Raw genomic sequence first — 26,142 nt, 5'->3', positions numbered from 1 at the left:
GCGCGACAGGCGCGTACCCATCCTCCTCAGCGCCTGCCGCCCGGCATCGCCAGGCCGATCAGCCCGGCCAGCATCGCCACCGTGCCGCCGGCGATCAGCAGGATCGTCTTGGTGGCGGGCGAGCCGGTGAACAGTCGCGACAGGCTGTCGTTGAACGAATGGAAGGACTGGCCGCCGAAATACAGCAGCACGATGCCGCCGACGATCAGCGCGACCGAGATCGCTCGGGTCATGGTTTTCCTCGCTGTAACGAATCATCAGGACGCCGCAGTGTAGGTTAGCGGCGCGATCGCGTCCATGCCGTCGCGACGAGGCTGCGCGAACGCGTCGGGCCCGCTACCATGGGCGGCTCGCGTTTCCCGTCCGCCCCGTCCGCGCGCTCCACGCCCCGCGCCAGGCGGCTTTCTTCGACTCGACAGGGGATTTCTCGATGGCCTACGAAGCAGCATCCGAACGCTATGCCGACATGCCGTACCGCACCTGCGGCAAGTCGGGCCTGAAACTGCCGGCCTTGTCGCTCGGCCTATGGCACAACTTCGGCGATACCACGCCGCTCTCCACGCAGCGCGAGATCCTGCGCACCGCCTTCGATCTCGGTATCACCCATTTCGATCTCGCCAACAATTACGGGCCGCCCTACGGCAGCGCCGAGATCAACTTCGGCCGCCTGCTGAAGGAGGATTTCCGCCCCTATCGCGACGAGCTGCTGATCTCGACCAAGGCCGGCTGGGACATGTGGCCGGGCCCCTACGGCAGCGGCGGCGGCTCGCGCAAGTACGTGCTGGCGAGCCTCGACCAGAGCCTCGCGCGCATGGGCCTCGACTATGTCGACATCTTCTATTCGCATCGCTTCGACGCGCATACGCCGCTGGAGGAAACCGCCAGCGCGCTGGCCACGGCGGTGAAGCAGGGCAAGGCGCTGTACGTGGGCGTGTCCTCGTACTCGGCCGCCAAGACGCGCGAGATCGCCAGTCTGCTGGCCGAGGAGCGCGTGCCGCTGCTGATCCACCAGCCCGCCTACAACCTGCTGAACCGCTGGCCCGAGCGCGAGCTGTTCGACGCGCTCGACGAGACCGGCGCCGGCAGCATCGCCTTCACGCCGCTCGCGCAGGGCCTGCTGACCTCGAAATACCTGAACGGGATTCCCGACGATGCGCGCGTCAACAAGCCGGGCGGCGGCTCGCTGAAGGCCGAGCACCTGAGCGCGCGGAATATCGAGCACGTGCGCAAGCTCAACGAGATCGCCGCGCGCCGCGGCCAGAGCCTGGCGCAGATGGCGCTGGCCTGGGTGCTGCGCGGCGGCCGCGTGAGCTCGGCGCTGATCGGCGCGAGCCGGGCCGAGCAGGTGCGCGAGAACGTCGGCGCCTTGAAGCGGCTCGACTTCACGGCCGAGGAGCTGGCCGAGATCGATCGTTACGCGACCGAAGGCGGGATCAATCTGTGGGAAAAGCCGTCCACCGACCAGGAGATCTGATCGGGGCCCGCGCCATTGCGGCGCAATAAAGGCCGGAGGCGACGCGCGCCGGGCGCGCGTCGTCGATTCATCGAGCGTTCAGCCGGTGCCGCTAGATCAGCGCCGGCAATCCCTCGACCAGCAGCAGTGCGACGCCGACCCCGAGCGCGGCACCCAGCACGCGCAGCACGTTGTGCCGGATATTGTGCGTGCCGCACGGCACCGCGCCGAGGAACAGCGCCCCGGCCAGCGCCATCGGAATCAGAAGGATGAAATCGCCGATCGTGAAGTAGCCCATGTCCGTCTCCCGTCTCGATCTGTCATCCGCGCGTGATTCGCGCGCGGTTGATTCGAGTATAGGTAAGGAAACGCCGAATTTCGCCTTCCGGATTGTTGCGAATCCGAAGAAACACCTCCCGGCAACGATCGGCGCCCACGGTTTCATGTTTCGCTTTCCGAAGTATTTCCATGAGCTTTCATTTGCCGCAGCGCACGATCGGGCGCATGCCGGAACACCAGCACCAGGCCGCCGAGGATCGCGGCCATGCCGAGCATCTCGAGCCGGCCCGGCAGGTGGCCGAAGCCGATCGCATCCATCAGCGTGGTGACCACCGGCACCAGGTAGAACAGGCTCGTCACGTTGACGGCGTCGCCGTCGCGCATCAGCCGGTAGAACAGCATCTGCCCCGCCACCGAGATCACCAGGCCCAGCCACAGCACCGCGATCAGCAGCGCGGGGCTGGCGTCGAAGCGCAGCGCCGCGACGAGCGAGTCACCCGGCGCGAGCGGCAGGCAGGCCAAGCTCATCGCCAGGCCGATCGCGGTCTGCATCGCCAGGCCATCGGCCGGCGCCACGCCGCTGCGCTTTTGCAGCAGCGCGCCGGTGGTGATCGCCAGCAGCGCGGCCAGCGCGATCGCCGCGCCGCCCGCCGTCACGCCGCCGCCGTCCAGGCCGTGCCAGACCACCAGCGCGAGCCCGGTCAGCGCGAGCAGCAGGCCCGCCAGGCGCGGCACCGACCAGCGGCGCTCGACCAGCGCCAGGGTGAGGATCGGTTGCGCGCCGAGCAAGGTGGCCAGCATGCCGGGGGTGATGCCGTGTTCGAGCGCGAGCAGGTAGGCGATCGAATACAGGCCCATCAGCAGGCCGATCAGCGCCGTGATGCGCCGCCCGCCAGCCGGCGGCAGCCAGCGGCGGCGCGCCAGGCCGATCGCGGCCAGCGCCAGCGAGGCGAGCGCGAAACGCGCGATCAGGAAGGCCAGCGCCGAGGCGTGGCGCACGCCGAGTTCGGCGAAGATCGCGCCGCTGCTCCACAGCAGCACGAAGGAGGAAGTCGTGAAACGCGCGACGAGCGCGCCTTGTGCGAATCGCATGATGTGTCCTGTCGATCGGAACCGGAAACGGCCGCGCGCGACGCCGCCGCGCGAATGACGCGCAGGCAGGACGAACGGGACCGATGGGAAAGCTGCGGCGCGGTTCAGCCGCGCCGTGCCGCGCGATGCGGCGGCGGCGCGCCGATGCGCGGCGGATCGACAGGAGGTGGCGGTGCCGCTTGCGCGCGCCCGTGCCGCCGCGCGGAAGGCGGCAGGCAATCGGTGAGCTGGGCGGGCAAGGCAGGCCGCATGGTTCGATGAACGAAAAGGACGGATGACACGCCACGTTAGCGTATCGGGGCCGGGCTCGGCAAGTGGCGAATGCGAGTCGGCCTCGCGTCGTGCCCGCTACACGCGCGGCGGCGCCGCGATCGTCGTCAGGCGGCGCCGGCGCGCTCGCGCGAGCGCAACCAGCTCGCGGCGACCAGGCCCACCGCCAGCAGCGCGCCCACCAGCGCTGCCACGCCGCCCCAGCCCGAGGCGCTCCAGGCGTGGCCGCCGAGCGAGCCGATCACGCTCGAGCCGAGGTAGTAGGACAGCAGGTAGAGCGCCGCGGCCTGCCCCTTGCCCTGGCTGGCGAGCCGGCCGACCCAGCCGCTCGCCACCGAGTGGCCGGCGAAGAAGCCGAAGGTCATGCAGGCGATGCCGGCCGCGATCGCCGCGACCGGGGCAAGCAGGGTCAGCGCCACGCCCAGGCCCATCATCACGATGCCGACGATCAGCACGCGCCCGCGCCCGATCGAGTCGGCCATGCGGCCCGACCACGGCGAGGCGAACACGCCGACCAGGTAGACCACGAAGATCGCGCCGATGGTGGCCTGGTTCATCGCGTAGGGCGGCGCCAGCAAGCGATAGCCGATGTAGTTGTAGAGCGTGACGAAGCTGCCCATCAGCACGAAGGCCATCAGGAACAGCACGGGCAGCTCGCGGCGGCCGCGCAGGTGCCGCGCCAGCGCGCTGCGATGATGCGCCAGGCCAAGCCCGCGGCGCGGCGTGAAATGACGCGAGGGCGGCAGCAGCGCGCGGAACGCCAGCATCGCGGCGAGCCCGAGCACGCCGATCCCCGCCACCGCGATGCGCCAGCCGAACAGCTCGGCCAGCACGCCGGTGATCACGCGCCCGGCCATCCCGCCGATCGCGGTGCCGCCCACGTAGAGCCCCATCGCCAGGCCGAGCCCATCCGGATGCACCTCCTCGGCCAGGTAGGCCATCGCCACGGCCGGCACGCCGCCCAGCGCGATGCCGGTCAGCGCGCGCAGCACCAGCAGCGCGTGCCAATGCGGCACGAAGGCGGCGGCCAGCGTGAACAGCGAGGACAGCGTCAGCGAGAGCGTCATCAGGCGATGCCGGCTGAGCCCTTCGGAGACGAAGCCGGCCACGAAGATGGCCAGCGCCAGCGCGGCGGTGGCGAACGACAGCGAGAGGCTGCTCTGCGCCGGGCTCACCCCGAAGGCGCCCGAGAATTCGGGCAGCAGCGGCTGCACGTAGTAGAGCAGCGAGAAGGTTGCGTAGCCGGCGAACAGCAGGGCGATGCTCGCGTGCCAGTAGCCGCGCGAACCGCGCTCGAGATAGGGGGCGGTCGGGGCGGGCTGCGCCGGGCGGCTGTTTGCGGCCGATTCCGGCGATCCGGGTGAAGCGCTCACGCTGGGGGTCTCCCTGCAACGGACAAACCGCAACGATACGCCGCTTGCCCGAAACGCGTCGGTTGCCGCCGACTCGCGCGAGCCGCGGCGGCCGGCGCGCGCGGCGGGTTTGCCGTTGCTGTCGCGCGGGCGCGTCAGCCGCTGCGAACGTCATGCGGAGTGCATGTTTTTGTGTTCTGCTGGAGCGTCACGGCACTCGGGTTATGATTGCCGTGCGCTGGCAGCGTTTTCCGGCGCGGCCGAAGCGTCCCCCTAATGGGGGGCGACCCGGCGAATCGCGGCGCTGGCCGCGATTTTGTTTTCATGCGACGCGATTCCATCGAAGTGCGAATCGGTTAACAATGGAAACGCGTCCCGCCCCCGGGCGGCGCATTCCAGTATTCGCGGCCGGCGATCCGGTCGGTTTTGAGTGGGGAAACATCATGCATGTCGGTTCGATTGTCTGCACTACGCATATCGCCGTACCGAAGGGCGCCCGCGGCATCGTCCAGCGCATCCTCGGTGACATGGCGATGGTGACCTGGTACGCGGGCGTGCCGGGCGATTCGAAGGAACTGAACACCGAGCCCTTCTTTCTCGAGGACCTGATCGACACCGGAGAATCCGTGCTGCCCGCGGGCGCCGCGATTCACTGAGAACTCGTCAAGCGGCGCGGCGCGCGGCACAATGCGGGCCATGCACGACGACCATTCCGAACCCACCCCGGCCGGCGACAGCGCCGGCCTTCCTTTTGCGGGCCTCACGCCCGAGCGCGTGCTCGACGCGCTCGACAGCGTGCTGATCCCCGCCGGCCTGCGCACCGACGGGCGCCTGCTCGCGCTCAACAGCTACGAGAACCGCGTCTACCAGGCCGGCATCGAGGACGGCCAGCCGATCGTCGCCAAGTTCTACCGGCCGCGACGCTGGTCCGACGCGGCCATCCTCGAGGAACACGGCTTCGTCGCCGAGCTGGCCGCGCGCGAGATTCCCGCCGTGCCGGCGCGCGCCTTCGAGGGCCGCACGCTGCACGAATTCGAGGGTTTCCGTTTCTCGGTGTTCGAACGCCGCGGCGGCCGCGCGCCCGATCTGGACCGGCGCGACACGCTCGAATGGCTGGGCCGCTTCATCGGCCGGATCCACGCGGTGGGCGCCACCCAGGCCTATGCCGAGCGGCCGGTGCTCGATATCCGCAGCTTCGGCTACGACTCGCGCGACTACCTGCTGTCCAACGAGATCATCCCCGTCGATTTGCGCGAGGCCTACCGGACCGTGCTGGCGCTGGCGCTGGAAGGGGTCGAGGCGGCCTTCGAGCGTGCCGGCGAGACGCGCCTGCTGCGCGCGCACGGCGACTGCCATCCGAGCAACGTGCTGTGGACCGACGCCGGCCCGCATTTCGTCGACTTCGACGACAGCCGCATGGCGCCCGCGATCCAGGATCTCTGGCTGCTGCTGCCGGGCGACCGCGCCGGCGCGTCCAGCGCGCTGGCCGACCTGCTGGCCGGCTACGAGGACTTCTGCGAATTCGATCCGCGCGAGCTGCACCTGGTCGAGGCGCTGCGCACGCTGCGGCTGATCCATTATTCGGCGTGGCTGGCGCGCCGCTGGGACGACCCGGCCTTTCCGGCCGCCTTCCCCTGGTTCAACACCCATCGCTACTGGGAAGAGCGCGTGCTCGAGCTGCGCGAGCAGGTGGGCGCGATGCAGGAAGGGCCGCTCTGGCCGGTCTGATCCGGTCTCGAGGCCGGGAGCCGGCCGTTGCATGCACAACGACCGCGATCTCTCCCGGCGATCCTTCGCTCAGAACCTCAGCATCAGCTTGATCAGGGCCCCGAAGCGCTTGCCGTAGGGCGGCGCGAGCAGGTTGCGCGCGTTGAAGCGCGCCTGCGTGAGCACCGGCTTCATCTTCGAGAAGGTCACGAAGCCGTCGTAGCCGTGATAGGCGCCCATCCCGCTCGCGCCGACCCCGCCGAACGGCAGCGAGCCGCAGGCGATATGCATCAGCGTCTCGTTGATCGAGACCCCGCCCGAGATGGTGTCGCGCATCACGCGATCGATGTTGGCGCGCGATTCCTCGAACAGGTAGAGCGCGAGCGGGCGCGGGCGCGCGTTCACGTAGGCGATCGCCTGCTCGAGCGTGTCGTAGGGCACGATCGGCAGCAGCGGCCCGAAGATCTCCTCCTGCATCAGCGCGGACTGGTCGGGCGCGCGCGTGATCGCTACCGGCGCGAAGCGGCGCAGCGCCGGATCGCAGGGCGCCTCGGTCAGCGGATGCAGGGTGGCCCCGCCGTCCTGCGCCTCGGCCGCGAGCCGGTCGAGCCGCGCGAAGTGGCGCTCGGAGATGATCGAGGTGTAGTCGGCGTTGTGCGCGAAATCGGGGTAGAGCCGCGCCACGCGCGCGCGGGCCCGCTCGATGAAGGCCTCCTCCTTGCCGCGCGGCACCAGCACGTAGTCGGGCGCGATGCAGGTCTGGCCCGCGTTGAGCGTCTTGCCCGCGACGATCGCGTCGACCGCGTTGTCGAAGCGCGCGCCGGGCCCGACGATGGCCGGCGACTTGCCGCCCAGCTCGAGCGTGACCGGCGTCAGGTGCTCGGCGGCCGCGCGCATCACGTGGCGGCCCACCTGGGTCGAGCCGGTGAACAGCAGGTGGTCGAAGGGCAGCTTGCTGAACGCCGCGCCGATCTCCGCATCGCCGTTGACCACGGCCACGTGATCGCGCGAGTAGGTCTTCGCGATCAGGACTTCGAACAGTTCCGAGGTGCGCGGCGTCAGTTCCGACATCTTGACGATGGCGCGGTTGCCGGCGCTCAGCGCGCAGATCAGCGGGCCCGCGGCCAGCAGCACCGGGTAGTTCCAGGGCACCACGATGCCCACCACGCCGAGCGGCTGCGGGATCACGGTGGCGCGCGCCGGCTTCAACCACTTGTTCATCGGCTTGCGGCGCGGCCGCATCCAGCGCTTGCCGTGGCGCAGCGCCTCGTCGATCTCCTCCTTGGCCATCCAGATCTCGGAGAGCAGCACCTCCTGCTTGGCGCGATGGCCGAAGTCGGCATTGATCGCCTCGGCCAGCGCGTCGGCATTGTCGATCAGCATCGCCCGCAGCGCGCGCAGGTGGCCCGCGCGCGTGTCCCAGGAGGGATAGGGCGCGCGCAGGTAGGCGGCGCGCTGGTCGTGCAGCAGCGCGTCGAGCGTGGCGAGTCCGGGCAGGTCGTTCTTCATCGTCTGCTCCTTGGCAGGCAGGCTGGCGGCCGAACGTCAGGCCGGGAACGCGCGCGCGAGAAGCGCGCCGTGGTCGAAGGCGGGCAGCGTGCCGTAGACGCGTCCCGTGTCGTGGCTCGCGGCGCCCAGGCGCGTCGCGATGAAGGCATCGGCCATCGCGGCCGGTGCGTGGCGGATCAGCAGCGAGGCCTGCGCGATCAGCGCGATGCGTTGCGCGATGCGGCGCGCCGAGGCTTCGCGTTCCTCGGCCGGCAGCGCGAAGGCATCGAGCAACTGGTCGATCGCGCGCAGCAGCTCGGGATGCCCGGCGGCCGCCTCGCGCCAGGCGGCGACCAGGGCCGCGGCCGATTCGGGCTCGCGCTCGACGGCGCGCAGCACGTCCAGGCACATCACGTTGCCCGATCCTTCCCAGATCGAGTTGACCGGCGCCTCGCGATAGAAGCGCGCCATCGGCCCGGTCTCGACGTAGCCGTTGCCGCCCCACACTTCCATGGCCTCGCCGGTGAATTCGAGCGCACGCTTGCAGACCCAGAACTTGGCGGCCGGCGTGACGATGCGGCGCCAGCCGCGCGCCTCGGCCGAGCTGCCGTCGTCGTGCTCGACCGCGTCGGCCAGGCGCATGAACAACATGGTGGCCGCCTCCGATTCGATCGCGAGGTCCGCCAGCACGTTGCGCATCAGCGGCTGCTCGGCCAGCTGCCGACCGAAGGCGCTGCGGTGCCGCGCGTGATGGATTGCCTGCACCAGCGCGGCCCGCATCAGCGCGGCGCTGCCGATCACGCAGTCGAGCCGCGTCATGTTCGCCATCTCGATGATGGTCGGCACGCCGCGCCCTTCCTCGCCGACCATCACGCCGTAGGCATCGAGGAATTCCACCTCGCTGCTCGCGTTCGAGCGGTTGCCGAGCTTGTCCTTGAGGCGCTGCACCTGCACCGCGTTCTTGCTGCCGTCGGGCGAGAAGCGCGGCACGTAGAAGCAGGAAATGCCGGCGTGCTCGTCGGTGCGCGCCAGCACCAGGTGCGCATCGCATTGGGGCGCGGAGAAGAACCACTTGTGGCCGACCAGGCGATAGGGCTGGCCGCGCCCGCCCGCGCCGAGCGGCCAGGCGCGCGTTTCGTTGCTGCGCACGTCCGAGCCGCCCTGCTTCTCGGTCATGCCCATGCCGATCATCATCGAGCGCTTGCCCGCCAGCGGCATGTCGCGCGGGTCGTGCTCGCGCGTATAGAGCCGCTCGCGCAGCGTCTCGAATAGGGCCGGTTCCTTTTTGAGCACGGGGATGCTCGCGAAGGTCATGGTCAGCGGGCACAGCGAGCCCGATTCGAGCTGGGCGTGCAGGAAGTAGCCGGCGCAGCGCGCGGCCATCGCGCCGGCGCGCGGCTCGGCAAAGGGCAGCGCATGCAGGCCCTCGCCGCGCAACAGGGCCAGCAACTGGTGCCAGCTCGGGTGGAATTCGAGCGCGTCGATGCGCTCGCCGCGCGCGCTGTGGGTCGACAGCTCGGGCGTATGACGATTGGCGAGTTCGGCCAGCGCCAGCGTGTCGGCGGTGGTGAGCGCCGCGCCGTGCCGCGAGAGCGCCGTTTGATGCCAGCCCGCGCCGTGCCGCTCGACGGCGGCCGCGAGCGCGAGATCGGTTTCAAACGCGTTGTAGTCGGTGAGCGGCGGGGCCTGATTGGTGACGCGATGCGTCGCCGCCGGAACGTGCTGATCCATGCCTGTGTCTCCCATTTCGCGGCCGGCGACGGCTTGGCGTCGCTCGCTGCCGCGCGAGGCGAATCCGGCCATCTTAAGGCCGGACGGCGGCCCCGTTTAGAGGAATCGCTCTTGATTCGATGCGCCGCGGCGCGCGCCGCGTTCCTACAATGCGCGAACATTACAAGTGCTGGATGCGCATCGGCACGGGTCGCTGACCATGACATGAAGGAGACATGACATGCAGTACGACTATCTGATCGTCGGCGGCGGATCGGGCGGCGCGAGCCTCGCGGCGCGCCTGGCCGACGCCTGTCCCGACGCCAGCATCGCCCTGATCGAGGCCGGCGGCAGCAACCAGCGCAACCTGCTGGTCAACATGCCGGTCGGCATCGCCGCGCTGGTGCCGTACAGGATCGGCACCAACTACGGCTATGAGACGGTGCCGCAGGCAGGGCTGGGCGGGCGGCGCGGTTACCAGCCGCGCGGGCGCGGGCTGGGCGGCTCGAGCGCGATCAACGCGATGATCTACACACGCGGCCATCCGCTCGACTACGACGAATGGGAAACGCTGGGCTGCCACGGCTGGGGCTGGCGCGACGTGCTGCCGTATTTCCGGCGCGCCGAGGGCAACCAGCGCGGCGCGAACGAGTGGCATGGCGCCGACGGCCCGCTGACGGTATCCGACCTGCGATTCCGGAATCCCTTCGCACAACGATTCATCGATGCCGCGCACGCGGCCGGATATCCGCTCAACGACGACTTCAACGGCGCCGAGCAGGAAGGTGTCGGCTTCTACCAGGTCACGCATCGCGACGGCGCGCGCTGCAGCGTGGCGCGTGCCTATCTCTACGACCAGCCGCGCGCCAATCTCGACATCATCACCGACGCGACCGTGCTGCGCATCGGCTTCGAGGGCCGCCGCGCGAACGGCGTGACGCTGGCGCGGCGCGGCGGCAAGCTCGAGACGATCGGCGCGCGCGCCGAGGTGATCGTCGCGGCCGGCGCGTTCAACTCGCCGCAACTGCTGATGTGCTCGGGGATCGGCCCGGCCGAGCAACTGCGCCGCCACGGCATCGAGGTGCTGCACGACGCGCCCGAGGTCGGCCGCAACCTGATCGACCATATCGACTTCATCATCAACAAGCGCGTCGATTCCTCGGAGCTGGTGGGCATCTGCCTGCGCGGCCTGGCCAAGATGACGCCGCAACTGCTGCGCTGGTTCTCGAAGCGCGACGGCATGATGTCGAGCAACGTGGCCGAGGCGGGCGGCTTCCTCAAGAGCGAGCCGGGGCTCGATCGCCCCGACCTGCAGCTGCATTTCTGCACCGCGCTGGTCGACGATCACAACCGCCATATGCACTGGGGCTTCGGTTACTCGCTGCACGTCTGCGCGCTGCGCCCCAAGAGCCGCGGCACGGTCGAGCTGGCGAGCGGCGATGCGCGCGAGGCGCCGCTGATCGACCCGCGCTTCTTCAGCGACGAGCGCGACCTGGACCTGCTGATGACGGGGGCCAAGGCGATGCGGCGGATCCTCGCCGCCGAGCCGCTGGCCTCGCAAGGCGGGCGCGAGCTCTATACCGATCCTTCGGACGACGATGCAAGACTGCGCGCCACCATCGTCGAGCGCGCCGACACCATCTACCACCCGGTCGGCACCTGCCGGATGGGCAGCGATGCGCGCGCGGTGGTCGATACGCAGTTGCGCGTGCGCGGCGTGGAAGGTTTGCGGGTGGTCGACGCCTCGGTGATGCCGACCCTGATCGGCGGCAACACCAATGCGCCTTCGGTGATGATCGGCGAGCGCGCCGCGGAGTTCATCGCGGCCGCGCGCCGGAGCGGCTCTGCGCCGCTCGCGGTGGCGCCGACGACGGCCGCCGGAACGATGCAGGCGCAGGCGCCCGCGCCGGCCGCGGTTCGCGCCGCCGCCGGCAACTGAGCGCCAGGCTGGAGGAAACCGGGCGGAGGCGCTTACGCGAAGGTATCGACCATCCCGACGCGCTGCTGCGTCGCGACGCTGGACGTCGGGCCTGCGGGCCCGGCGAGCGCGTCGTCGCCCGACGACGCGCCGTACGCGGCGCCCGCGCGTCGCGTCCCGGCTGCGCCCGACGATTGCTGTTGCGCGTTCTGCTGCGCGAATCCGCCGCCGCCGTCGCTGACGTTGGCGCTGCCCAGGCTCAGGCCGCCCGATTCCATCGCCTCGCGCAGCTTCGGCAGCGCGGCCTCGACCGCCTCGCGCACCTGCGGATGCTGCGAGACGAACAGCGCGTGGGCGTGATTGTCGGCCACGCGCAGCACCACCTGCAGCGGGCCGAGGTCGGGCGGGTTCAGCGACAGCTCGGCGGTCTGCTGATGCGCGTTCGAGAGGAACACCACCTTCTGGCTGAAGGCGTCGCCCCATTCCTGCGAGCCGACGCGCGGCGCCAGGCTGGCCTCGGCGGCCGCCGCGCCGGCGGTCGCGGTGCCGGCCTGGGCGAGCGGCGAGCCTTGCTGCGCGGCCGCTGCCAGCGTGGCCTGCAGCGCGTTCTGGTCCGGCTGCGCGACGGCGGCCGCGTCGCCGTGCTGACCGTTGCCGGCCGAAGCGGTGGCGGCGCTCATCGCACTCGAGAATTCCGAGGACGAGATCGCGGCATTCGGATTGCGCTCGGCGGCGCCATGCGCGATCGCGCTGCCGGCGGCCGCGCCGGCACTGGCCAGGTGCGCGCCGGCCTCGCCGCCGGCCGAGCCCGCGCGGCCCGAGGGAATCGCCGCGGCGCCCACGCCGCCGTTGGAGAGGCGATCGAGCGCGGCATGCAGCGCGTCGCTGACCGAATTGCCGGTGCCCGCGCCGGCGGCCGCCGCGTTCGCCGCGGCATTGGCGGCGAGTTGCGCGGCGGCATCGGCCTTCGCATCGGCCGCGTCGGTATTGGCGGTGCCGTTCGCATTGGCGGCGGCCAGCGCTCGCGCGGCCGCGTCGGCGGCGCCGTCGCCGCTGCCGCCGGCCGCGTCCTGGCGCGCCTGCAACTGCGCTTGCACGGCGGCAGCCGCCGCCAGCGCGGCGGCGTCGGCCGGCGTGGCCGCGGTTTGCGCGTCCTGGCCGTCGTCCGCATCGTCGCTGCCGTCCGCGTGCTTGTGTCCGCCGTGATGCCCGCGCACCTTGCCGTCGCCCGAGGACGGATCGGTGGCGGCCGTCGTCGCAGCCGGTTTCGGCTGCGGCTGCTGGTTCGCCACGCTCTGCTGCAGGGTCTGCGAGAACGGCGTCGACGAGGACGCGCCGGCGGCATCGTTCGCGCGCGAGCCGGAGCCGGCCTGGTTGGCGGCAGTGGCGGCGTCGAGCAGCGATGCGGTCAGGGAGAGGGCGGGCATGGCGGTGTCTCGATCGGGTTACTTGGAGGGATGCGCCGGGTCGGCGCGCATGCGCAGCACCTTCGCCGCATGTTCGTCGGCGTCGCGCTGCTCGCGTTTCGCGGCACGTTGCTGATCCTGCGCGAGGCCGCGTTTCTGCAGGATTTCGTAGGAACCCAGGGTGCGCTTGCGCGCCTGCCATTCGGGGCGGGCCGCGTCCACGCGCGCCTCGGCGGCGGCCACGATGCGCCGCTGCTGGCCGATCGCCGCGTCCAGCGTGTCGATGAAGGACTGGAAGTTGCGCATGCTGCCGGCCGGCATGCCGGCCTGGGCGTCCAGCGCGAAACGCGCGTGGTATTCGTCGCGATAGCGCAGCAGCGCGTCGAGCTGGTCCTGCGCCGAGCCGCGCTCGCGCTGCGCGTGGCCGAGCGCCCGGGTGGCGTTGTCGAGGTCTTCCTGCGCGCGATCGAGCAGGATCTGCAGCGGGAACGTCGCGGCCATGCTCAGCCTCCTTCGTATTGGAACAGCGCGTCGAGCCCGGCCAGGCAGGACTCGAACGGCGCGCATTCGCGAAAGCCCTGCTGCAGGAAGGCCTCGATGCGCGGGTAGAGCGCGATGGCGCGGTCGAGCTGGGCATCGCGCCCGGCCGCGTAGGCGCCCACCGCGATCAGGTCGCGATTGCGCTGGTAGCGCGAGAGCATCTGCTTGAAGCGGCGCACGCGATCGAGATGGCGCTCGTCGATCAGCGAGGTCATGGCGCGGCTGATCGACTGCTCGATGTCGATCGCGGGATAGTGGCCGGCCTCGGCCAACTGGCGCGACAACACGATATGGCCGTCCAGGATCGCGCGCGCCGAATCGGCGATCGGGTCCTGCTGGTCGTCGCCCTCGGTCAGCACCGTGTAGAAGGCGGTGATCGAGCCGCCGCCTTCCGGGCCGTTGCCGGTGCGCTCCACCAGCGCCGGCAGCTTGGCGAACACCGAGGGCGGGTAACCCTTGGTGGCCGGCGGCTCGCCGATCGCCAGCGCGATCTCGCGCTGCGCCATCGCGTAGCGCGTGAGCGAATCCATCAGCAGCAGCACGTGCTTGCCCTGGTCGCGGAAGTATTCGGCCAGCGAGGTCGCGTAGGCGGCGCCCTGCATGCGCAGCAGCGGCGACACGTCGGCCGGCGCGGCCACCACCACCGAGCGCGCCAGGCCGTCCTCGCCGAGGATCTGCTCGATGAATTCCTTCACTTCGCGGCCGCGCTCGCCGATCAGGCCGATCACGATCACCTCGGCGCTGGTGTAGCGCGCCATGGTGCCGAGCAGCACCGACTTGCCCACGCCCGAACCGGCGAACAGGCCCATGCGCTGGCCGCGCCCCACCGTCAGCAGCGCGTTGATGGCGCGCACGCCGACATCGAGCACGTGATGGATCGGCTCGCGCTCCAGCGGGTTGATGGTCGGCGCCGACAGCGGCGCGTCGAGTTCCGAGGCGAGCGGGCCGAGCCGGTCGAGCGGGCGGCCCGAGGCGTCCACCACGCGGCCCAGCATCTGCCAGCCGACCGGCAGGCGCTTGGCGCCGGCCAGCGGATCGGCGATCGGCGCGCGTTCCAGCGGCCAGACGCGCGCGCCGGGCAGCACCCCGGCCACCTCGGTGGTCGGCATCAGGAACAGGCGTTCGCCGGCGAAGCCGACCACCTCGGCCTCGGCTACCGGCAGGGTGCTGCCGGGCGGCAGTTCGATGGTGCATTCGGCACCCACCGACAGGCGCAGCCCGGTGGCTTCCAGCACCAGGCCGGCGGCGCGCGTGAGGCGCCCGCAGGGGCGCAGCGGCAGCGCGCGGGCGCTGCGTTCGCGCAGCGCGCCGAGCTGCTCCAGCCAGTGCGCCAGATGCGGATTCGACACGGCGGGCGCCGCGTCGTCGAGCAGGAGGTCGGGCGCGCGGCTCATGGTTTCACCACTCGCTCGAACGGCCGAGCGCGGCGGCCACGCGCTCCCAGCGCGTGGGCAGGGTCGCGTCGACCTCGCCCGAGGCGGCCTGGGCGCGGCAGCCGCCGCGCTCGATGGCCGGGTCGGTGCGCACGCTCCAGCCCAGCGCGTCGAGTTCTTCCTGCAGGTAGGCCTCGACCACCGGCAGGTCGGCGGGGCTCACCACCAGTTGCGGCGCGCCGGCGAGGGCCGGCTCGGCGGCGAGCGCCTCGCGCGCGGCGGCCAGCACGGTGCCGGGGTCCAGCTGCACGTGCTGTCGCACCACCTGCTGGGCGATGTCGAGCGCGAGCTGGGCGAGCTGGTCGGCCAGCGTGTCGCGCGCGCCGTGCAGCGCCTCGTCGAAGCCGCGCGCCAGCGCCGCGAAGTGCCCGGCCTCGACGCGCATCTCGGCGCGCCCGGTCTCGAGCCCCTCGGCATAGCCGCTGTCGTGGCCGGCGCGGTAGCCCAGCGCGTGGCCCTCGGCCTGGCCGCTGGCCATGCCTTCGGCGTGGGCGGCATCGCGCACCCGCTGCAGTTCGGCGGCCAGCGCGGCGGCGGCCGCCTCGCCGTCGTCCCCGACGGCCGGCGCGGGCGGCTTCGGATCGAACGAGGCCATCTCCCACCGCTGGTAGGCGGTCATCGAGGCCGCGCCGCGAGCACGCTCAGACATAGGCGTCTTCCGCCTTGCCGCCGATCACCACCTGGCCGTTCTCGGCCAGGGTGCGCACGATCTGCAGGATCTTGCGCTGCTGCTGCTCGACCTCGGAGACGCGCACCGGGCCGCGCGCGTCGAGATCCTCGGCGAGCAGCTCGGCCGCGCGTTGCGACATGTTGGCCAGGAACTTCTGGCGCAGCGGCGGCGGCGCGCCCTTGAGCGCGACGATCAGCGTTTCCGACTCGACTTCCTTGAGGATCAGCTGGATCGCGCGGTCCTCCAGGTCCAGCAGGTTCTCGAACACGAACATCTCGTCGATGATCTTCTGCGCCAGGTCCGGATCGTAGGCCTTGACGTTGGCGAGCACGGCTTCCTCGTGCGAGCTGGTCATGAAGTTCAGGATCTCGGCGGCGGTGCGGATGCCGCCCATCGGGCTGCGCTTGAGGTTGTCGCTGCCCGACAGCAGGCCGGTCAGCACCTCGTCGAGCTCGCGCAGCGCGGCCGGCTGGATGCCGTCGAGCGTGGCGATGCGCAGAAGCACGTCGTTGCGCAGCCGCTCGGTGAAGCAGGAGGCGATCTCGGAGGCCTGGTCGCGGTCGAGGTGCACCAGGATGGTGGCGATGATCTGCGGGTGCTCGTTCTTGATCAGCTCGGCCACCGCGCCCGAGTCCATCCACTTCAGGCCCTCGATGCCGCTGGTGTCGCTGCCTTGCAGGATGCGGTCGATGATCGCGCCGGCTCGGTCCTCGCCGAGCGCCTTGGTCAGCACCGAGCGGATGTACTCGCCGGAATCGAGCGACAGCGCCGAATGCTTCTCGGCCTCCTGCACGAATTCCTTGAGCACCTCGTCGAGCTGCTCGCGCGTGACGTTCTTCAGCGCGGCCATGGTCAGGCCGATCTTCTGGACCTCGCGCGGGCCCAGGAACTTGAACACCTGCGCCGCCTCTTCCTCGCCGATCGACATCAGCAGCAGCGCGCTTTTCATCAGGCCTTCAGCGCTCATCGGTCACCCAGTTCTTCACGACGGTCGCGACGATCTTCGGATCCTGCCGGGCGATCATCTTCGCGTAGTCGAGGTTGCGTTCGTAACGTTGCTTGTCCGCCTCGAACGAGAGCAGCGCCGCCTCGGGCGATGCCTGCGCGCCGAGGCTCGACTCGAGCGCCGGCAGGCCGTCGAGCGCGGGCTCGTCCGGGCCCGGCAGCGCGCCGGCGCTGGCCGCGGCCGGCTCGGGCGGCGGGAACGCGCGGCGCATCGCCGGGCGCACGAACATGAAGTACAGCGCGGCGGCGGCCACGCCGATGCCGAGCCACTTGGCGATGTCCTTGGCCATCGCGATCATGTCCGGCGTGCGCCACCAGGGCACGTCGGCCAGCGGATCGGCCAGCTCGGTGAACTGGCTGTTGACCACGTTGACCGAGTCGCCGCGCTTGGCGTCGAAGCCCATCGCGTCCTTCACCAGCTGCTCGACCTGCCTGAGCTTGTCGGCGCTGAGCGGCTGCATCGTCACGTGGCCCTTGGCGTCGGCCACCGGCAGGTTGTTGACCACCACCGCCACCGACAGGCGCTTGATGCCGCCGGTGGCCTGCTCGACGTGGCTGACCGTCTTGTTGAGCTCGTAGTTGGTGGTCGAATCCTTGCGGTCGCTGATCGGCGTGGGCGGCGTGCCGGCCGCGCCGCTGGCGCCGGTGATCGGCGCCGAGGCCGGCTGCGGCGGCGTGTTCGACAGCGCGCCGGGCACCCCGCCCGCGCCGCTTTGCGACATCTCGGTCGAGCTCGAGGTCTGCTGGCTGCGGATCGCGGCCTGCTGCTGGGTGCCGTTGGGCGAAAAGCTTTCCGAGGTCTGCTCGGCGCGCGAGAAATCGACGTCGGCGCTGACCTGGGCGCGCGTGTTGCCGGCGCCGAACATCGGCGCGAGGATCGCGTCGATGCGCTTCTGGGTGTTGCGCTCGACCTGCTGGACGTACTTGAGCTGGTTCGCGTCGAGGCCGGCGGCCGATTGCTGCTGCGACAGCAGGTTGCCGTCCTGGTCGACGATGGTGACGTTCTTGGCCGGCATGTCGGGCACGCCCGAGGCGACCATGCGCGTGATCGCCAGCACCTGGCCGTCGTCCAGCACGCGGCCCGGGTACAGGTCGACGAACACCGAGGCGCTGGGCGCCTCGCGCTCGCGCACGAATACCGAGGGCTTGGGGATCGCCAGGTGCACGCGCGCGGCGCGCACCGCGTTGATCGAGGCGATGGTGCGCTCCAGCTCGCCTTCCAGCGCGCGCTGGTAGTTGACCTGCTCGGCGAACTGGCTGATCCCGAACTTCTGGTTGTCCATCAGCTCGAAGCCGACCGAGCCGCCCTTGGGCAGCCCCATCGAGGCCAGCTTCAGGCGCGTCTCGTGCACCATGCTGGCGGGCACCAGGATCGCGCCGCCGGCATCGGTGAACTGGTAGGGAATATTGGATTGCTGCAGGGCAGCAATGATGGCGCCGCCGTCGCGGTCCGACAGGTTGCTGTAGAGCACCTTGTAGTCGGGGGCGCGGCTCCAGAGCACCAGCGCGACGATCGCCGCGATCGCCAGCGCGGTGACGATCACGAACGGCAGCTTGGGGTTGGTGCGCATGCGCGACAGGTTCGGGAAGCCGGACAGCCGCTCGGCGAAGCCGCCCAGCCCGAAATCCGCGCCGGCCGCGCCCGCACCGGCGCCAGGCAGCGCACCGGCGGCCATGGCCGCGTTGGGCGGCGTGCCGGCGACGGCGTTGCGCGCGTCGGGATTGATCAGCGAGTTGGCCTGCGAATCCATGCTTCGGGTTTCTCCACAGCGGGCTGCCGCTCGGCCGAGCGGACGGACAATGACACGATGCGATTATTCCGGCGCGCGGGCGGCTCCGATCGCGGGAACAGAGCCGAGTTTTCCCCGTACTTCGCCCGCTTTGGGCGCCGCCGCGCTTGCTATCCTTGCTCGCAATCCGGCATCGCGTCGTCGCGCCGCGCTTTTTGCGGCGGCCTTCGGCGCGGATTCGGGGCTGGATCGGGCCGGGCCCGCCGGGGCCCCTTGCCGGTTTCCCATCCGTATCTTCTGTGGAGACCCCATGACCGCGCCCGTCAACGGAATCGCTTCGGCGCTGCAACAGATGCAGGCGATGGCCGCCCAGGCGAGCGGCGCGAGCGCCGCGGCCACGGCCGCCGGCACCGGCGCCGCCACCGCCAGCGGCTTCGCGGGGGCCCTGAAGGCCTCGCTGGACCGGATCAGCGACACCCAGATGAAGGCGGCCGGCGAGGCCAAGGCCTTCGAGCTGGGCGCGCCGAACGTGTCCCTCAACGACGTGATGATCGATTCGCAGAAGGCCAACATCGGCCTGCAGTTCGGTCTGCAGGTCCGAAACAAGCTCGTCAGCGCGTACAACGACATCATGCAGATGTCGGTCTGACCCCGTCGGCGCACCCCCCTCGCGCTGACTTCGCGCTAAAGCTTTCCCCGTCATTACCGATAACGCCGGTATTACACAGCGTTACGCATGCCGTTTCGACGGGCGTCGCGCCACACGTCACGATCGCATCAACAGGAGGGCCGTCATGTTTTCCCCAGGACACGCTGGAGCCAGTGCCTACGCGCGCGTCGGCGTCGAGACAGGGGTGATGGGCGCGTCCCCGCATCGCCTGATCGCGATGCTCTACGAGGGCGCCCGCAAGGCGATCGCCCACGCCCGCCTGCACCTGAACACCGGCAATGTCGCGGCGCGCGGCGAGGCGATCGGCAAGGCCATGCAGATCGTCGAGAGCGGCCTGCAGGCCTCGCTCAACGTCGAGGCGGGCGGCGAGATCGCCGAGCGCCTGAACGCGCTCTATGCCTATATCCTGCGCCGGCTGCTGGAGGCCAACGTGAGCGCCAGCGAGGCCATGCTGGCCGAGGTCGACGGCCTGCTGGCCACGCTCGAGGAAGCCTGGATCGGGATTGCCCCGGAAGTGGCCCGCATGATGGCGGGGCAGGCGCAGCCGGAAGCCGTACGATGAGTCGCGAGGCAGCTTATCTCGCCCGCTACGAGGCGATCGCGGAAGTGTCCGGCCGGATGCTGGCTGCCGCGCGCGGTGCCGACTGGCTGGCGGTCGACGGGCTGCAGGCGGAATACCAGACGCTGGTCGACGGCCTCAAGGCGGCCGAGGAAGGGGTGATGCTCGACCCGAGCGAGCGCGGTCACAAGTACGCGCTGATCCGCCGGATCCTGGCCGACGACGCCGCCATCCGCGATCTCGCCAGCCCCGAGGTGGCGCGGCTGTCCGCGCTGTTCGACGCGGGCCGCTCGACGCGCATGCTCAAGGACATCTACCAGGCGCGGCGCTAGCCGCGGCGGGGCGGTCACACCACCAGACGCAGACAGACACGGACGCCGGCTCGGGCCGCGCGGGGACTCATCATGACCGGGATCGACGCGGTTACCGCCGCCATGCTCGCCAGCCGCATCGACAGCCTGCTCGAGGGCGGCGTGTCGGCCGGGGCGCCGGCCACCCAGGTCGGCATCCCGACCGGGGCGGCGCGCGGCGCGCCGCCGACCAACCTGCCGCTGCCGGCGCCGAGCCCGCCCGCGCCCTCGGCGCAGACCGCGCTGTCGAGCGTGGCGCTGACGCTCGACGCGATCTCGCGCCATGGCGGCGATGCCACGCCGGTGGTGGTCGGCAAGCTGCCCCTGCTGGACGCGCCGCCCGCGCTGGTCGACCTGCTGGCGGGCGATGGCGCGCCGGCTGCCGGCGCTGCCGCCCAGGCGGGCGGCGCTGCCGCGACGGCCGCCAATGCCGCCGGCGCGAACGCCGCGCCGGGTACCGCCGCGACGGCGAATGCCGCCGGCGCCACCGGCACCGCCGACGGCGCCCAGGCGGCCGCGCCGCTCACGCCGTCGATCGCCCAGGCGGCGATCGCCGCGCTGGCCGCCGCGCTGGCGCGCTCGGTGGCCGACAGCGGCCTGTTCTACGAATCCCATCTCGCGCAGTGGCTGGCCGGCCAGCGCGGGATGGCCGACCTCGCGCGCGAACCCCAGAACCAGTTGACCCAGGCGGCGGCACGCGAGGGCGGCGCATCGCCGGGCGGTGCAGCGCCTCGCGGCGCGGCTGCCGACGGTGGTGGCGCGACGCCCGCGGGCGCCGGCGGCGGGGCCGCGCCGGATGCGCCGTCTGCCCGCCCACCAGCGGCAGGCCAGTTCGGCGCGAGCGGCGCGCTCGCCTATGCCTCGCAGGCGGCCGAGGAGGGCGCGAGCCGCCTGCTGGCCGCCGCCACCAGCCAGCCGGGCGCGGCCCTGGTCGGCGATGCCAATGGCGCCAACGGCTCGGCGGCGATGGCCACCGTCAACCCGGCCACGCTGCCGCTGGTGCGCCAGCAGCTCGACCTGCTCGCGACCCAGCAGTTTCGCTGGAGCGGCGAGGCCTGGCCCGGCGCGCGGCTCGACTGGAGCGTCGAGCCCGACGCGGGCGGCACGCAGCCCGGCGAGGCGCCGCTGGCCTGGCGCACGCGGCTGATGCTGTCGCTGCCGACGCTGGGCGCGGTCGATGCGGAACTGGTGCTGACCGGCAGCCAGCTGGTGGCGCGGCTGCGCGCCAACGACGCCGGCGCGGCGCGCCTCAGCGCCCACGGCGAGGCCCTGCGCCAGCGCCTGCAGGCTTCGGGGCTGGAGCTCGGCGGCCTGACGATCCGCGCCGTCGACAGCGTGCCCGATCCCTTCGACAGCGCCGCCTCGCGCGCGGCCGCGGCGGCCTACGAGCAGGGCCAGGCGCACGCGCAGGCCGGCGCGGCGCGTCCCGCCGCAAAGCAGCACGACCTCGGCGATTTCGACGATATCGACGAATTCGGCTTCCTCGACGACGGGCTCTGGCGATGAGCGGCGACAAGCGCAAGCGCGCGGCCGCGCTGGTCTACGACCCGAAGGGCGGCGATGCCGCGCCGCGGGTGGTCGCCAAGGGTTACGGGCTGGTTGCCGAGATGATCGTGGCGCGCGCCCGCGAGGCAGGCCTGTACGTGCATACCGCGCCGGAGATGGTGTCGCTGCTGATGCAGGTCGATCTCGACGATCGGATTCCGCCGGCGCTCTACCAGGCGGTGGCCGAGCTGCTGGCCTGGCTCTATGCGCTGGAGCGCGCCGAGCCGCGCGAGGCCGAGGGCGCGGCGGCCGGTCCCGGCGGCAAGCCCGAGCCGGGCGGCGAGTTTCCGGCGCTGCCGCAGCCGCGTCGCTGAAAGTGGATGAGACGAGGGCGGGCTTGCCGGGTTGATCGGCCTCGCGGAATCACCCACTGCGAGCGGGCCGCTGAGGCGGGATGAAGCGAGGCGTGGGCTTCCGTCGCGACGCGGCCCCGACCGCTACGAACGCGCCGCCGCGGCGCTGCCCGGCACCGGCGCGAGCGCCGGCCCGTGGCGATGCGTGAAGCGGCTGGTATTGCGCAGCGCCAGCTCCTCCTGGCGCAGGTCCTTGGCGCGCGCGTGCTGGTCGAGCAGCAGCGCGCGGTAGCTCTCCAGCATCGCCTCGCCCTCCTCGCGCGGACGCACCAGCACCAGCGCATAGCTGGTCGCCATGCGGCGCGCGTTGTCGAGCATGCCGAGGCTGGTGTCGCGCAGCGCGCGGTAGGGCGAGCCGTCCGGCAGCGGCAGGCTCGACAGCACCGCGTAGAGGTTGCTCCAGCGCGGCACGATATCGGTCATCACCTGGTTCGACACCGCCAGCCGCTCGGCCTCGGTGCCCAGCGGCTCGCGCTGCAGCGTCGCCAGCGCGTTGCCGATCTCGGCCGAGGCGCCCGTCATCGCCATGTATTCGCGGGCGAAACGCAGCTCCTGCTGGCGTCCGTGGCCGGGATGGGTGAGCGGGTAGGCCAGCGCGATCACCAGCAGCGCGCCGATCCCGGCCGCGGTGGTCACGTTCGCGCCGGCGGTCGCCTCGCGCGCGGCCGGGTCGAGCGGCGGCGCCAGCGCCAGGCCCACCGCGAAGCCGGCCGCGAGGCCGCCGAGGTGGGCGGCGTTGTCGATCGCCGGATGCAGGAAGCCGTTGTAGAGGCAGTAGGCGACGAAGCCGAGCGCCAGCGAGCGCTGGTGGTCGTGCACCAGCGCCGGCAGCTCGCGGCGCCGGCGCAGCAGGCAGGCCAGCAGCGCGCCGAACACGCCGAGGATCGCGCCCGAGGCGCCGGCCGCGCATTGCATCGGGTCCCACAGCACGCTGGTCATGCTGGCGATCACGCCCGCGAACAGGTACAGCGAGAGGAAGCGGAAGCTGCCGTAGAGCCGTTCCGCGAGCGGCCCGAAACGCGCCAGCACCAGCAGGTTGACGGCCAGGTGCAGCGCCCCGAAGTGCTCGAAGCTGCTGGTCAGCAGGCGCCACCAGTCGCCGTCCAGCGTGTCGGGGCCGTAGTTCGCGCCCCAGCGGATCATCGCCGGTATGTCGGGCTGCAGCGGCGAGACGCCGTTGAGCACCATCGCCGCGAACAGCAGCAGGTTCGCCGCCACCAGGCCCCAGGTGGCCCAGGCGACCGGCCGGGACTGCACCAGGTCGCTGAAGCGCGCGTGCGCGTCGAGTTCGGCGGCGAAGGTGGAGGTGACCTGCATCGGCAGGCGCTCGGCGATGCTCGCGGCGGCGGCCGCGTCGGCGGCCTGCAGCGCGATGCCGAGCACGCCGTCGGGGGTGTGGAGATCGAAGAAGATGCGCTTGCCGGCGCTGCTGGCATCGAAGATCTGCGCGCGCGGGATCGCCAGGTGGAAGGGCTGGGCGCCGATCCAGCCGCCGGTGCTGCCGTCCAGCGACAGCGTGCCGGTGGCCGCGCCGAAGCTCAACGTGCCGCTGCCGGGAAAGCCGCCGTGGCGCGCGTGGCGGCGCGGATCGGCGGCGCGCGTCTGCACGGAAAAGCGGATGCGGAAGCTGTCGACGTCGCCCGGCGCGGCGGCGGGCAGGCTGGCTGGCGCCGCCGCCGCGCCGAGCGCGGCCGTGACGGCGGGCGCGAGCGGTGGACCACCCGGCGCGGATGCGATGTCGTTCATGAAGAGCTGGCCCCGTTTTTTTGTCGTCTTTGTGGTCCGGACGCCTGGTATGCCGCATGGCTTGCGTGGCGGCGGCGCGTCTCGATGAATCCCCGTCGAAGGCGCGGCACGTCCGGATGATGTCGGGATTCTAGCGCCGCCGGCATCAACGCGCGCGTTCGCGATGCATCGGATAACGAATTTCCTGGCCGCGACATGGCCCTGTCACGACAAACCATGACGATGCCGCCCCGGCAGGACGGAAACGCCCGTCTTTCGGGGCCGGTACGGCGGCTTCGGAACGCGAGCGAGGCGCGCGCCGCGCGCGGCTGGTTCGGACCCCGACGCATTGTTTCGGAGCCCGGCATGCAGGCGGCGATTGAGTCCCGCCGGGCTTTATGTAATGATAGCGATTCTCATTTGAAGTAGAGGGCGGCCAAGCGACCAGCGTCGCGGGCCGCCCTTGTCGTATTGGCATTGGAGTGAGCGTGAACGCGCCCGAATCGATCGAACCGAAGCTGTCTTCCGGCGTGGCGACGCGCTACGCGGGGGCGTCGGCCGGCCCGGCCCGCCCGCTGGCCGAGGCCGAGCTGGCCGCGCGGCGCCAGCGCTCGCGGCGCGCGACCTTCATCAAGTGGCTGCGCAAGGTGCATGGCTGGGTGGGGCTGTGGGGCGCGGTGCTGGGCCTGATGTTCGGCGTGACCGGTTTCGTGATGAACCATCGCGCGCCGCCGCTGAAGATCTCGCCGGGCGCGCCGCGCGTGAGCGAGGTGCAGATGCCCCTGCCCGTGCCGGCGCCCAAGTCTCCCGCCAGGCTCGAGGCCTGGCTGATCAAGGAGCTGAAGTTCGACGCCGGCCGCACGCGGATCCGCAAGGAAGCGGCGCAGCCGGTGGAATGGGGCGATCGCAGCGTGATGCAACCCGAGCACTGGCAGATCACGCTGTTCAAGCCGGGCGCGAACGTGGTGGCCGACTACTGGGTCGGCAGCCAGGCCATCTTCCTCAAGCGCAGCGACAACTCGCTGATGACCACCCTCACCAACCTGCATCGCGGCGTGGGCATGAACATCTTCTGGGTGCTGCTGATGGACACCATCGCCGGCTCGATGATCCTGCTCTCGCTGACCGGCGTGCTGCTGTGGACCGAGCTCAACAAGCGCCGCACCATCGGCGTGGTGCTGGTGGCCGGCTCGATCACGGCGGCGTTGCTGGCGGGATTGAGCTGAAGGGCGGCGGCTTCGCGGCGGCACCCGCAGCAGGATTCGCGGCGGCGGCGGATCCGGCCGCATCAAGCAAAAAGGCTCGTCGACGACGAGCCTTTTTCGTGGGCGCCGCGCCCGCGCGAGCGGGCGGCGGGCATGGGCGGGAGGCGAGGCTCAGTGCTGCGCGCCGCCCTGGGCGATCTTCGCGTTGCGTCGCGAGTAGACGAAGTAGATCACCAGGCCGATCACCAGCCAGATGCCGAAGGCCTTCCAGGTCACCGCGCTGAGGTTCAGCATCAGGAATACGCACGCGGCCACGGCCAGCACCGGCACCACCGGCACGCCGGGGCAGCGGAACGCGCGCGGCAGGTCCGGGCGCGTGCGGCGCAGCACGATCACCGCGATCGAGACCATCGAGAAGGCCGCCAGCGTGCCGATGTTGATCAGCTCGGCCAGCACGTTGAGCGGGATCAGCGCGGCGATCAGCGCGCACAGCAGGCCGATGATCCAGGTCGCCAGGAACGGCGTCTGGAAGCGCGGATGCACGCGCGAGAGCACGGCCGGCAGCAGGCCGTCGCGCGACATCGCGTAGGTGATGCGGGTCTGGCCGTAGGTCATCACCAGGATCACGGTCAGCATGCCGAGCACGGCGCCCAGGTCGATGAAGCCGGCCACCCAGTTCTGGCCCGCCACCTGCAGCGCGTAGGAGATGGGGTGCGTGATGCCGGCGTATTGCGAGGACGGCACGATGCCGGTGGCCACCGCGGCGACCGTCACGTACAGCACCGCGCACACGCCCAGCGAGGCGATGATGCCGATCGGCAGGTCGCGCTTGGGATTCTTCACCTCCTCGGCGGCCGAGGACACCGCGTCGAAGCCGATGAAGGCGAAGAACATCACCGCCGCCGCGCCGAACACGCCCGACCAGCCATGCGGCATGAACGGCGTCCAGTTGGCGGGCGTCACGTGGAACACGCCCACCGCGATCACCAGCAGCACCACCGCCACCTTGATGAACACCATCAGGTTGTTGACGCGCGTCGATTCGCGGATGCCCACCGAGAGCAGGGTGGTGATCGCCATCATCACCACGAAGGCGGGCAGGTCGAAGTAGGTGGTCACGCCGGGCACCGAGTTGGGCGCGGCGGTGAGCACGGTGGGCAGCACCACGCCGAAACCCTTGAGCAGGGACTGCGCGTAGCCCGACCAGCCGACCGACACGGCCGAGGCGGCAAGGCTGTATTCGAGCATCAGGTCCCAGCCGATGATCCAGGCCACCAGCTCGCCGAGCGTGGCATACGAATAGGTGTAGATCGAGCCGGCCACCGGGATGGTGGAGGCGAATTCGGCGTAGGCGAGCGCGGACAGCCCGCATGCGATCGCCGCCACGATGAACGAGACCATCAGCGCCGGCCCGGCCTGGACCGCGCCCGTGCCGGTCAGCACGAAGATCCCCGTGCCGATGATGGCGCCGATGCCGAGGAAGGTGAGGTCGACGGCGCCGAGCGCCTTCTTGAGGCCGGCGCGCTGGGCGCCGGCGATCATCTGGTCGACGTTTTTCTTGCGAAGAAGTGACATGCGGATTGAATGACGTGAGTCGCGGCCGACGGCTGCGGATTATGGTTATGGTCGGTGGAACCCCGGCATTCTAGCCGATCCGTTTCGGTTGCCCTATCCGGGTTGCA

At 71.1% G+C, this 26,142-nt stretch carries 24 protein-coding genes; 10 read left to right on the top strand and 14 right to left on the bottom strand.

Annotated features, from left to right (window positions below; genetic code table 11):
• Positions 1–26: 26 nt before the first annotated feature.
• A complete protein-coding gene (locus FB600_RS05545; RefSeq protein ID WP_013699701.1) occupies positions 27–233 on the bottom strand; it encodes a DUF3185 family protein in 207 nt (68 codons plus the stop codon).
• A gap of 197 nt (positions 234–430) precedes the next feature.
• Between FB600_RS05545 and mgrA the strand changes: the two genes are divergently transcribed.
• Complete coding sequence (gene mgrA, locus FB600_RS05540) at positions 431–1,474, top strand: L-glyceraldehyde 3-phosphate reductase (RefSeq protein WP_145756348.1); 1,044 nt, start codon at positions 431–433, stop codon at positions 1,472–1,474.
• A gap of 91 nt (positions 1,475–1,565) precedes the next feature.
• Here the strand turns inward: mgrA and FB600_RS05535 are convergent, their stop codons facing one another.
• The 3 genes from FB600_RS05535 to FB600_RS05525 all read right to left on the bottom strand — a co-directional run bounded on the left by FB600_RS05535 (position 1,566) and on the right by FB600_RS05525 (position 4,467).
• Positions 1,566–1,751 (bottom strand): hypothetical protein, encoded by a 186-nt coding sequence (locus FB600_RS05535; protein WP_013699699.1) that lies wholly within the window; start codon positions 1,749–1,751, stop codon positions 1,566–1,568.
• Between the two features lie 143 nt (positions 1,752–1,894).
• Entirely contained in the window at positions 1,895–2,824 is a 930-nt protein-coding gene (locus FB600_RS05530) for a DMT family transporter (RefSeq protein WP_098181482.1), read from the bottom strand.
• A gap of 377 nt (positions 2,825–3,201) precedes the next feature.
• Positions 3,202–4,467, bottom strand: coding sequence for an MFS transporter (locus tag FB600_RS05525; RefSeq protein WP_096750042.1), 1,266 nt, complete (start codon positions 4,465–4,467; stop codon positions 3,202–3,204).
• Between the two features lie 422 nt (positions 4,468–4,889).
• Here FB600_RS05525 and FB600_RS05520 point away from each other — a divergent pair, with 422 nt between their 5' ends.
• Together FB600_RS05520 and FB600_RS05515 are read left to right on the top strand one after the other, a co-directional pair.
• The gene (locus tag FB600_RS05520) at positions 4,890–5,102 is read left to right on the top strand and encodes a hypothetical protein (RefSeq protein ID WP_017920817.1); all 213 of its coding nucleotides are present in this window, start codon (positions 4,890–4,892) and stop codon (positions 5,100–5,102) included.
• 40 nt (positions 5,103–5,142) lie between these two features.
• Positions 5,143–6,174, top strand: a complete 1,032-nt coding sequence (locus FB600_RS05515; RefSeq protein WP_013699695.1) for a serine/threonine protein kinase — start codon at positions 5,143–5,145, stop codon at positions 6,172–6,174.
• A gap of 69 nt (positions 6,175–6,243) precedes the next feature.
• On the opposite strand, the gene FB600_RS05510 is transcribed toward FB600_RS05515, so the two are convergent.
• Complete coding sequence (locus FB600_RS05510; RefSeq protein ID WP_013699694.1) at positions 6,244–7,662, bottom strand: coniferyl aldehyde dehydrogenase; 1,419 nt, start codon at positions 7,660–7,662, stop codon at positions 6,244–6,246.
• A gap of 36 nt (positions 7,663–7,698) precedes the next feature.
• On the bottom strand, positions 7,699–9,372 hold the full coding sequence (locus FB600_RS05505; RefSeq protein WP_105820185.1) for an isovaleryl-CoA dehydrogenase: 1,674 nt from the start codon (positions 9,370–9,372) through the stop codon (positions 7,699–7,701).
• A 220-nt stretch (positions 9,373–9,592) separates the two neighbouring features.
• Between FB600_RS05505 and FB600_RS05500 the strand changes: the two genes are divergently transcribed.
• Entirely contained in the window at positions 9,593–11,290 is a 1,698-nt protein-coding gene (locus FB600_RS05500; protein ID WP_145756347.1) for a GMC family oxidoreductase, read from the top strand.
• Between the two features lie 32 nt (positions 11,291–11,322).
• Here FB600_RS05500 and FB600_RS05495 read toward each other — a convergent pair whose 3' ends face one another.
• The 6 genes from FB600_RS05495 to fliF are packed head-to-tail and all read right to left on the bottom strand — an operon-like array spanning position 11,323 to position 18,074.
• Complete coding sequence (locus FB600_RS05495) at positions 11,323–12,696, bottom strand: flagellar hook-length control protein FliK (RefSeq protein ID WP_145756346.1); 1,374 nt, start codon at positions 12,694–12,696, stop codon at positions 11,323–11,325.
• Positions 12,697–12,714: 18 nt separating this feature from the next.
• On the bottom strand, positions 12,715–13,176 hold the full coding sequence (gene fliJ / locus FB600_RS05490) for a flagellar export protein FliJ (RefSeq protein ID WP_013699690.1): 462 nt from the start codon (positions 13,174–13,176) through the stop codon (positions 12,715–12,717).
• A 2-nt stretch (positions 13,177–13,178) separates the two neighbouring features.
• Positions 13,179–14,609, bottom strand: coding sequence for a flagellar protein export ATPase FliI (gene fliI / locus FB600_RS05485; protein ID WP_013699689.1), 1,431 nt, complete (start codon positions 14,607–14,609; stop codon positions 13,179–13,181).
• Positions 14,610–14,613: 4 nt separating this feature from the next.
• Positions 14,614–15,297 carry a flagellar assembly protein FliH gene (fliH, locus tag FB600_RS05480; protein WP_098153516.1) on the bottom strand — a complete coding sequence of 228 codons (684 nt, stop codon included), beginning with the start codon at positions 15,295–15,297 and terminating at the stop codon, positions 14,614–14,616.
• Positions 15,290–16,285, bottom strand: a complete 996-nt coding sequence (gene fliG / locus FB600_RS05475) for a flagellar motor switch protein FliG (protein WP_096750047.1) — start codon at positions 16,283–16,285, stop codon at positions 15,290–15,292. The genes fliH and fliG overlap by 8 nt, the downstream gene beginning before the upstream one ends.
• Positions 16,275–18,074: a flagellar basal-body MS-ring/collar protein FliF gene (gene fliF, locus FB600_RS05470; RefSeq protein WP_096750048.1), complete on the bottom strand. Its 1,800-nt coding sequence runs from the start codon at positions 18,072–18,074 to the stop codon at positions 16,275–16,277. Before fliF ends, fliG begins: the two co-directional genes overlap by 11 nt.
• Positions 18,075–18,363: 289 nt before the next feature.
• Here fliF and fliE point away from each other — a divergent pair, with 289 nt between their 5' ends.
• From fliE to FB600_RS05445, 5 genes are all read left to right on the top strand, one after another.
• Positions 18,364–18,702, top strand: a complete 339-nt coding sequence (fliE, locus tag FB600_RS05465; RefSeq protein WP_145756345.1) for a flagellar hook-basal body complex protein FliE — start codon at positions 18,364–18,366, stop codon at positions 18,700–18,702.
• A 145-nt stretch (positions 18,703–18,847) separates the two neighbouring features.
• Positions 18,848–19,285 carry a flagellar export chaperone FliS gene (fliS, locus tag FB600_RS05460; protein ID WP_013699684.1) on the top strand — a complete coding sequence of 146 codons (438 nt, stop codon included), beginning with the start codon at positions 18,848–18,850 and terminating at the stop codon, positions 19,283–19,285.
• On the top strand, positions 19,282–19,614 hold the full coding sequence (locus FB600_RS05455; protein WP_013699683.1) for a flagellar protein FliT: 333 nt from the start codon (positions 19,282–19,284) through the stop codon (positions 19,612–19,614). Before fliS ends, FB600_RS05455 begins: the two co-directional genes overlap by 4 nt.
• A gap of 72 nt (positions 19,615–19,686) precedes the next feature.
• Positions 19,687–21,138 carry a flagellar hook-length control protein FliK gene (locus FB600_RS05450; protein WP_145756344.1) on the top strand — a complete coding sequence of 484 codons (1,452 nt, stop codon included), beginning with the start codon at positions 19,687–19,689 and terminating at the stop codon, positions 21,136–21,138.
• Positions 21,135–21,491 carry an EscU/YscU/HrcU family type III secretion system export apparatus switch protein gene (locus FB600_RS05445; protein ID WP_013699681.1) on the top strand — a complete coding sequence of 119 codons (357 nt, stop codon included), beginning with the start codon at positions 21,135–21,137 and terminating at the stop codon, positions 21,489–21,491. Before FB600_RS05450 ends, FB600_RS05445 begins: the two co-directional genes overlap by 4 nt.
• Positions 21,492–21,614: 123 nt before the next feature.
• On the opposite strand, the gene FB600_RS05440 is transcribed toward FB600_RS05445, so the two are convergent.
• Positions 21,615–23,276, bottom strand: a complete 1,662-nt coding sequence (locus FB600_RS05440) for a rhomboid family intramembrane serine protease (protein ID WP_096750050.1) — start codon at positions 23,274–23,276, stop codon at positions 21,615–21,617.
• Between the two features lie 467 nt (positions 23,277–23,743).
• On the opposite strand from FB600_RS05440, the gene FB600_RS05435 reads away from it, so the two are divergent.
• Positions 23,744–24,481, top strand: coding sequence for a PepSY-associated TM helix domain-containing protein (locus FB600_RS05435; RefSeq protein ID WP_046582915.1), 738 nt, complete (start codon positions 23,744–23,746; stop codon positions 24,479–24,481).
• A gap of 150 nt (positions 24,482–24,631) precedes the next feature.
• Here the strand turns inward: FB600_RS05435 and FB600_RS05430 are convergent, their stop codons facing one another.
• Positions 24,632–26,035: an amino acid permease gene (locus FB600_RS05430; protein ID WP_013699678.1), complete on the bottom strand. Its 1,404-nt coding sequence runs from the start codon at positions 26,033–26,035 to the stop codon at positions 24,632–24,634.
• Positions 26,036–26,142 lie beyond the last annotated feature (107 nt).

The sequence above is a fragment of the Burkholderia sp. SJZ089 genome, assembly GCF_007828315.1.
Classification (GTDB): Bacteria; Pseudomonadota; Gammaproteobacteria; order Burkholderiales; family Burkholderiaceae; genus Burkholderia; species Burkholderia gladioli.
The sequence above is the reverse complement of the archived record's forward strand: the minus strand, read 5'-3'. Positions and strand labels throughout refer to the sequence as shown.

Excerpts from the sequence above, each read along its gene's own strand:
- FB600_RS05530 (WP_098181482.1), bottom strand. The coding sequence starts at position 2,824 with ATGCGATTCGCACAAGGCGCGCTCGTCGCGCGTTTCACGACTTCCTCC.
- FB600_RS05515 (WP_013699695.1), top strand. The coding sequence starts at position 5,143 with ATGCACGACGACCATTCCGAACCCACCCCGGCCGGCGACAGCGCCGGC.
- FB600_RS05445 (WP_013699681.1), top strand. The coding sequence starts at position 21,135 with ATGAGCGGCGACAAGCGCAAGCGCGCGGCCGCGCTGGTCTACGACCCG.
- fliE (WP_145756345.1), top strand. The coding sequence starts at position 18,364 with ATGACCGCGCCCGTCAACGGAATCGCTTCGGCGCTGCAACAGATGCAG.
- FB600_RS05495 (WP_145756346.1), bottom strand. The coding sequence starts at position 12,696 with ATGCCCGCCCTCTCCCTGACCGCATCGCTGCTCGACGCCGCCACTGCC.
- FB600_RS05520 (WP_017920817.1), top strand. The coding sequence starts at position 4,890 with ATGCATGTCGGTTCGATTGTCTGCACTACGCATATCGCCGTACCGAAG.
- fliS (WP_013699684.1), top strand. The coding sequence starts at position 18,848 with ATGTTTTCCCCAGGACACGCTGGAGCCAGTGCCTACGCGCGCGTCGGC.
- fliI (WP_013699689.1), bottom strand. The coding sequence starts at position 14,609 with ATGAGCCGCGCGCCCGACCTCCTGCTCGACGACGCGGCGCCCGCCGTG.
- FB600_RS05450 (WP_145756344.1), top strand. The coding sequence starts at position 19,687 with ATGACCGGGATCGACGCGGTTACCGCCGCCATGCTCGCCAGCCGCATC.
- fliJ (WP_013699690.1), bottom strand. The coding sequence starts at position 13,176 with ATGGCCGCGACGTTCCCGCTGCAGATCCTGCTCGATCGCGCGCAGGAA.
- FB600_RS05440 (WP_096750050.1), bottom strand. The coding sequence starts at position 23,276 with ATGAACGACATCGCATCCGCGCCGGGTGGTCCACCGCTCGCGCCCGCC.
- FB600_RS05430 (WP_013699678.1), bottom strand. The coding sequence starts at position 26,035 with ATGTCACTTCTTCGCAAGAAAAACGTCGACCAGATGATCGCCGGCGCC.
- fliH (WP_098153516.1), bottom strand. The coding sequence starts at position 15,297 with ATGTCTGAGCGTGCTCGCGGCGCGGCCTCGATGACCGCCTACCAGCGG.
- FB600_RS05545 (WP_013699701.1), bottom strand. The coding sequence starts at position 233 with ATGACCCGAGCGATCTCGGTCGCGCTGATCGTCGGCGGCATCGTGCTG.
- FB600_RS05535 (WP_013699699.1), bottom strand. The coding sequence starts at position 1,751 with ATGGGCTACTTCACGATCGGCGATTTCATCCTTCTGATTCCGATGGCG.
- mgrA (WP_145756348.1), top strand. The coding sequence starts at position 431 with ATGGCCTACGAAGCAGCATCCGAACGCTATGCCGACATGCCGTACCGC.
- fliG (WP_096750047.1), bottom strand. The coding sequence starts at position 16,285 with ATGAGCGCTGAAGGCCTGATGAAAAGCGCGCTGCTGCTGATGTCGATC.
- FB600_RS05455 (WP_013699683.1), top strand. The coding sequence starts at position 19,282 with ATGAGTCGCGAGGCAGCTTATCTCGCCCGCTACGAGGCGATCGCGGAA.
- FB600_RS05505 (WP_105820185.1), bottom strand. The coding sequence starts at position 9,372 with ATGGATCAGCACGTTCCGGCGGCGACGCATCGCGTCACCAATCAGGCC.
- FB600_RS05500 (WP_145756347.1), top strand. The coding sequence starts at position 9,593 with ATGCAGTACGACTATCTGATCGTCGGCGGCGGATCGGGCGGCGCGAGC.
- fliF (WP_096750048.1), bottom strand. The coding sequence starts at position 18,074 with ATGGATTCGCAGGCCAACTCGCTGATCAATCCCGACGCGCGCAACGCC.
- FB600_RS05510 (WP_013699694.1), bottom strand. The coding sequence starts at position 7,662 with ATGAAGAACGACCTGCCCGGACTCGCCACGCTCGACGCGCTGCTGCAC.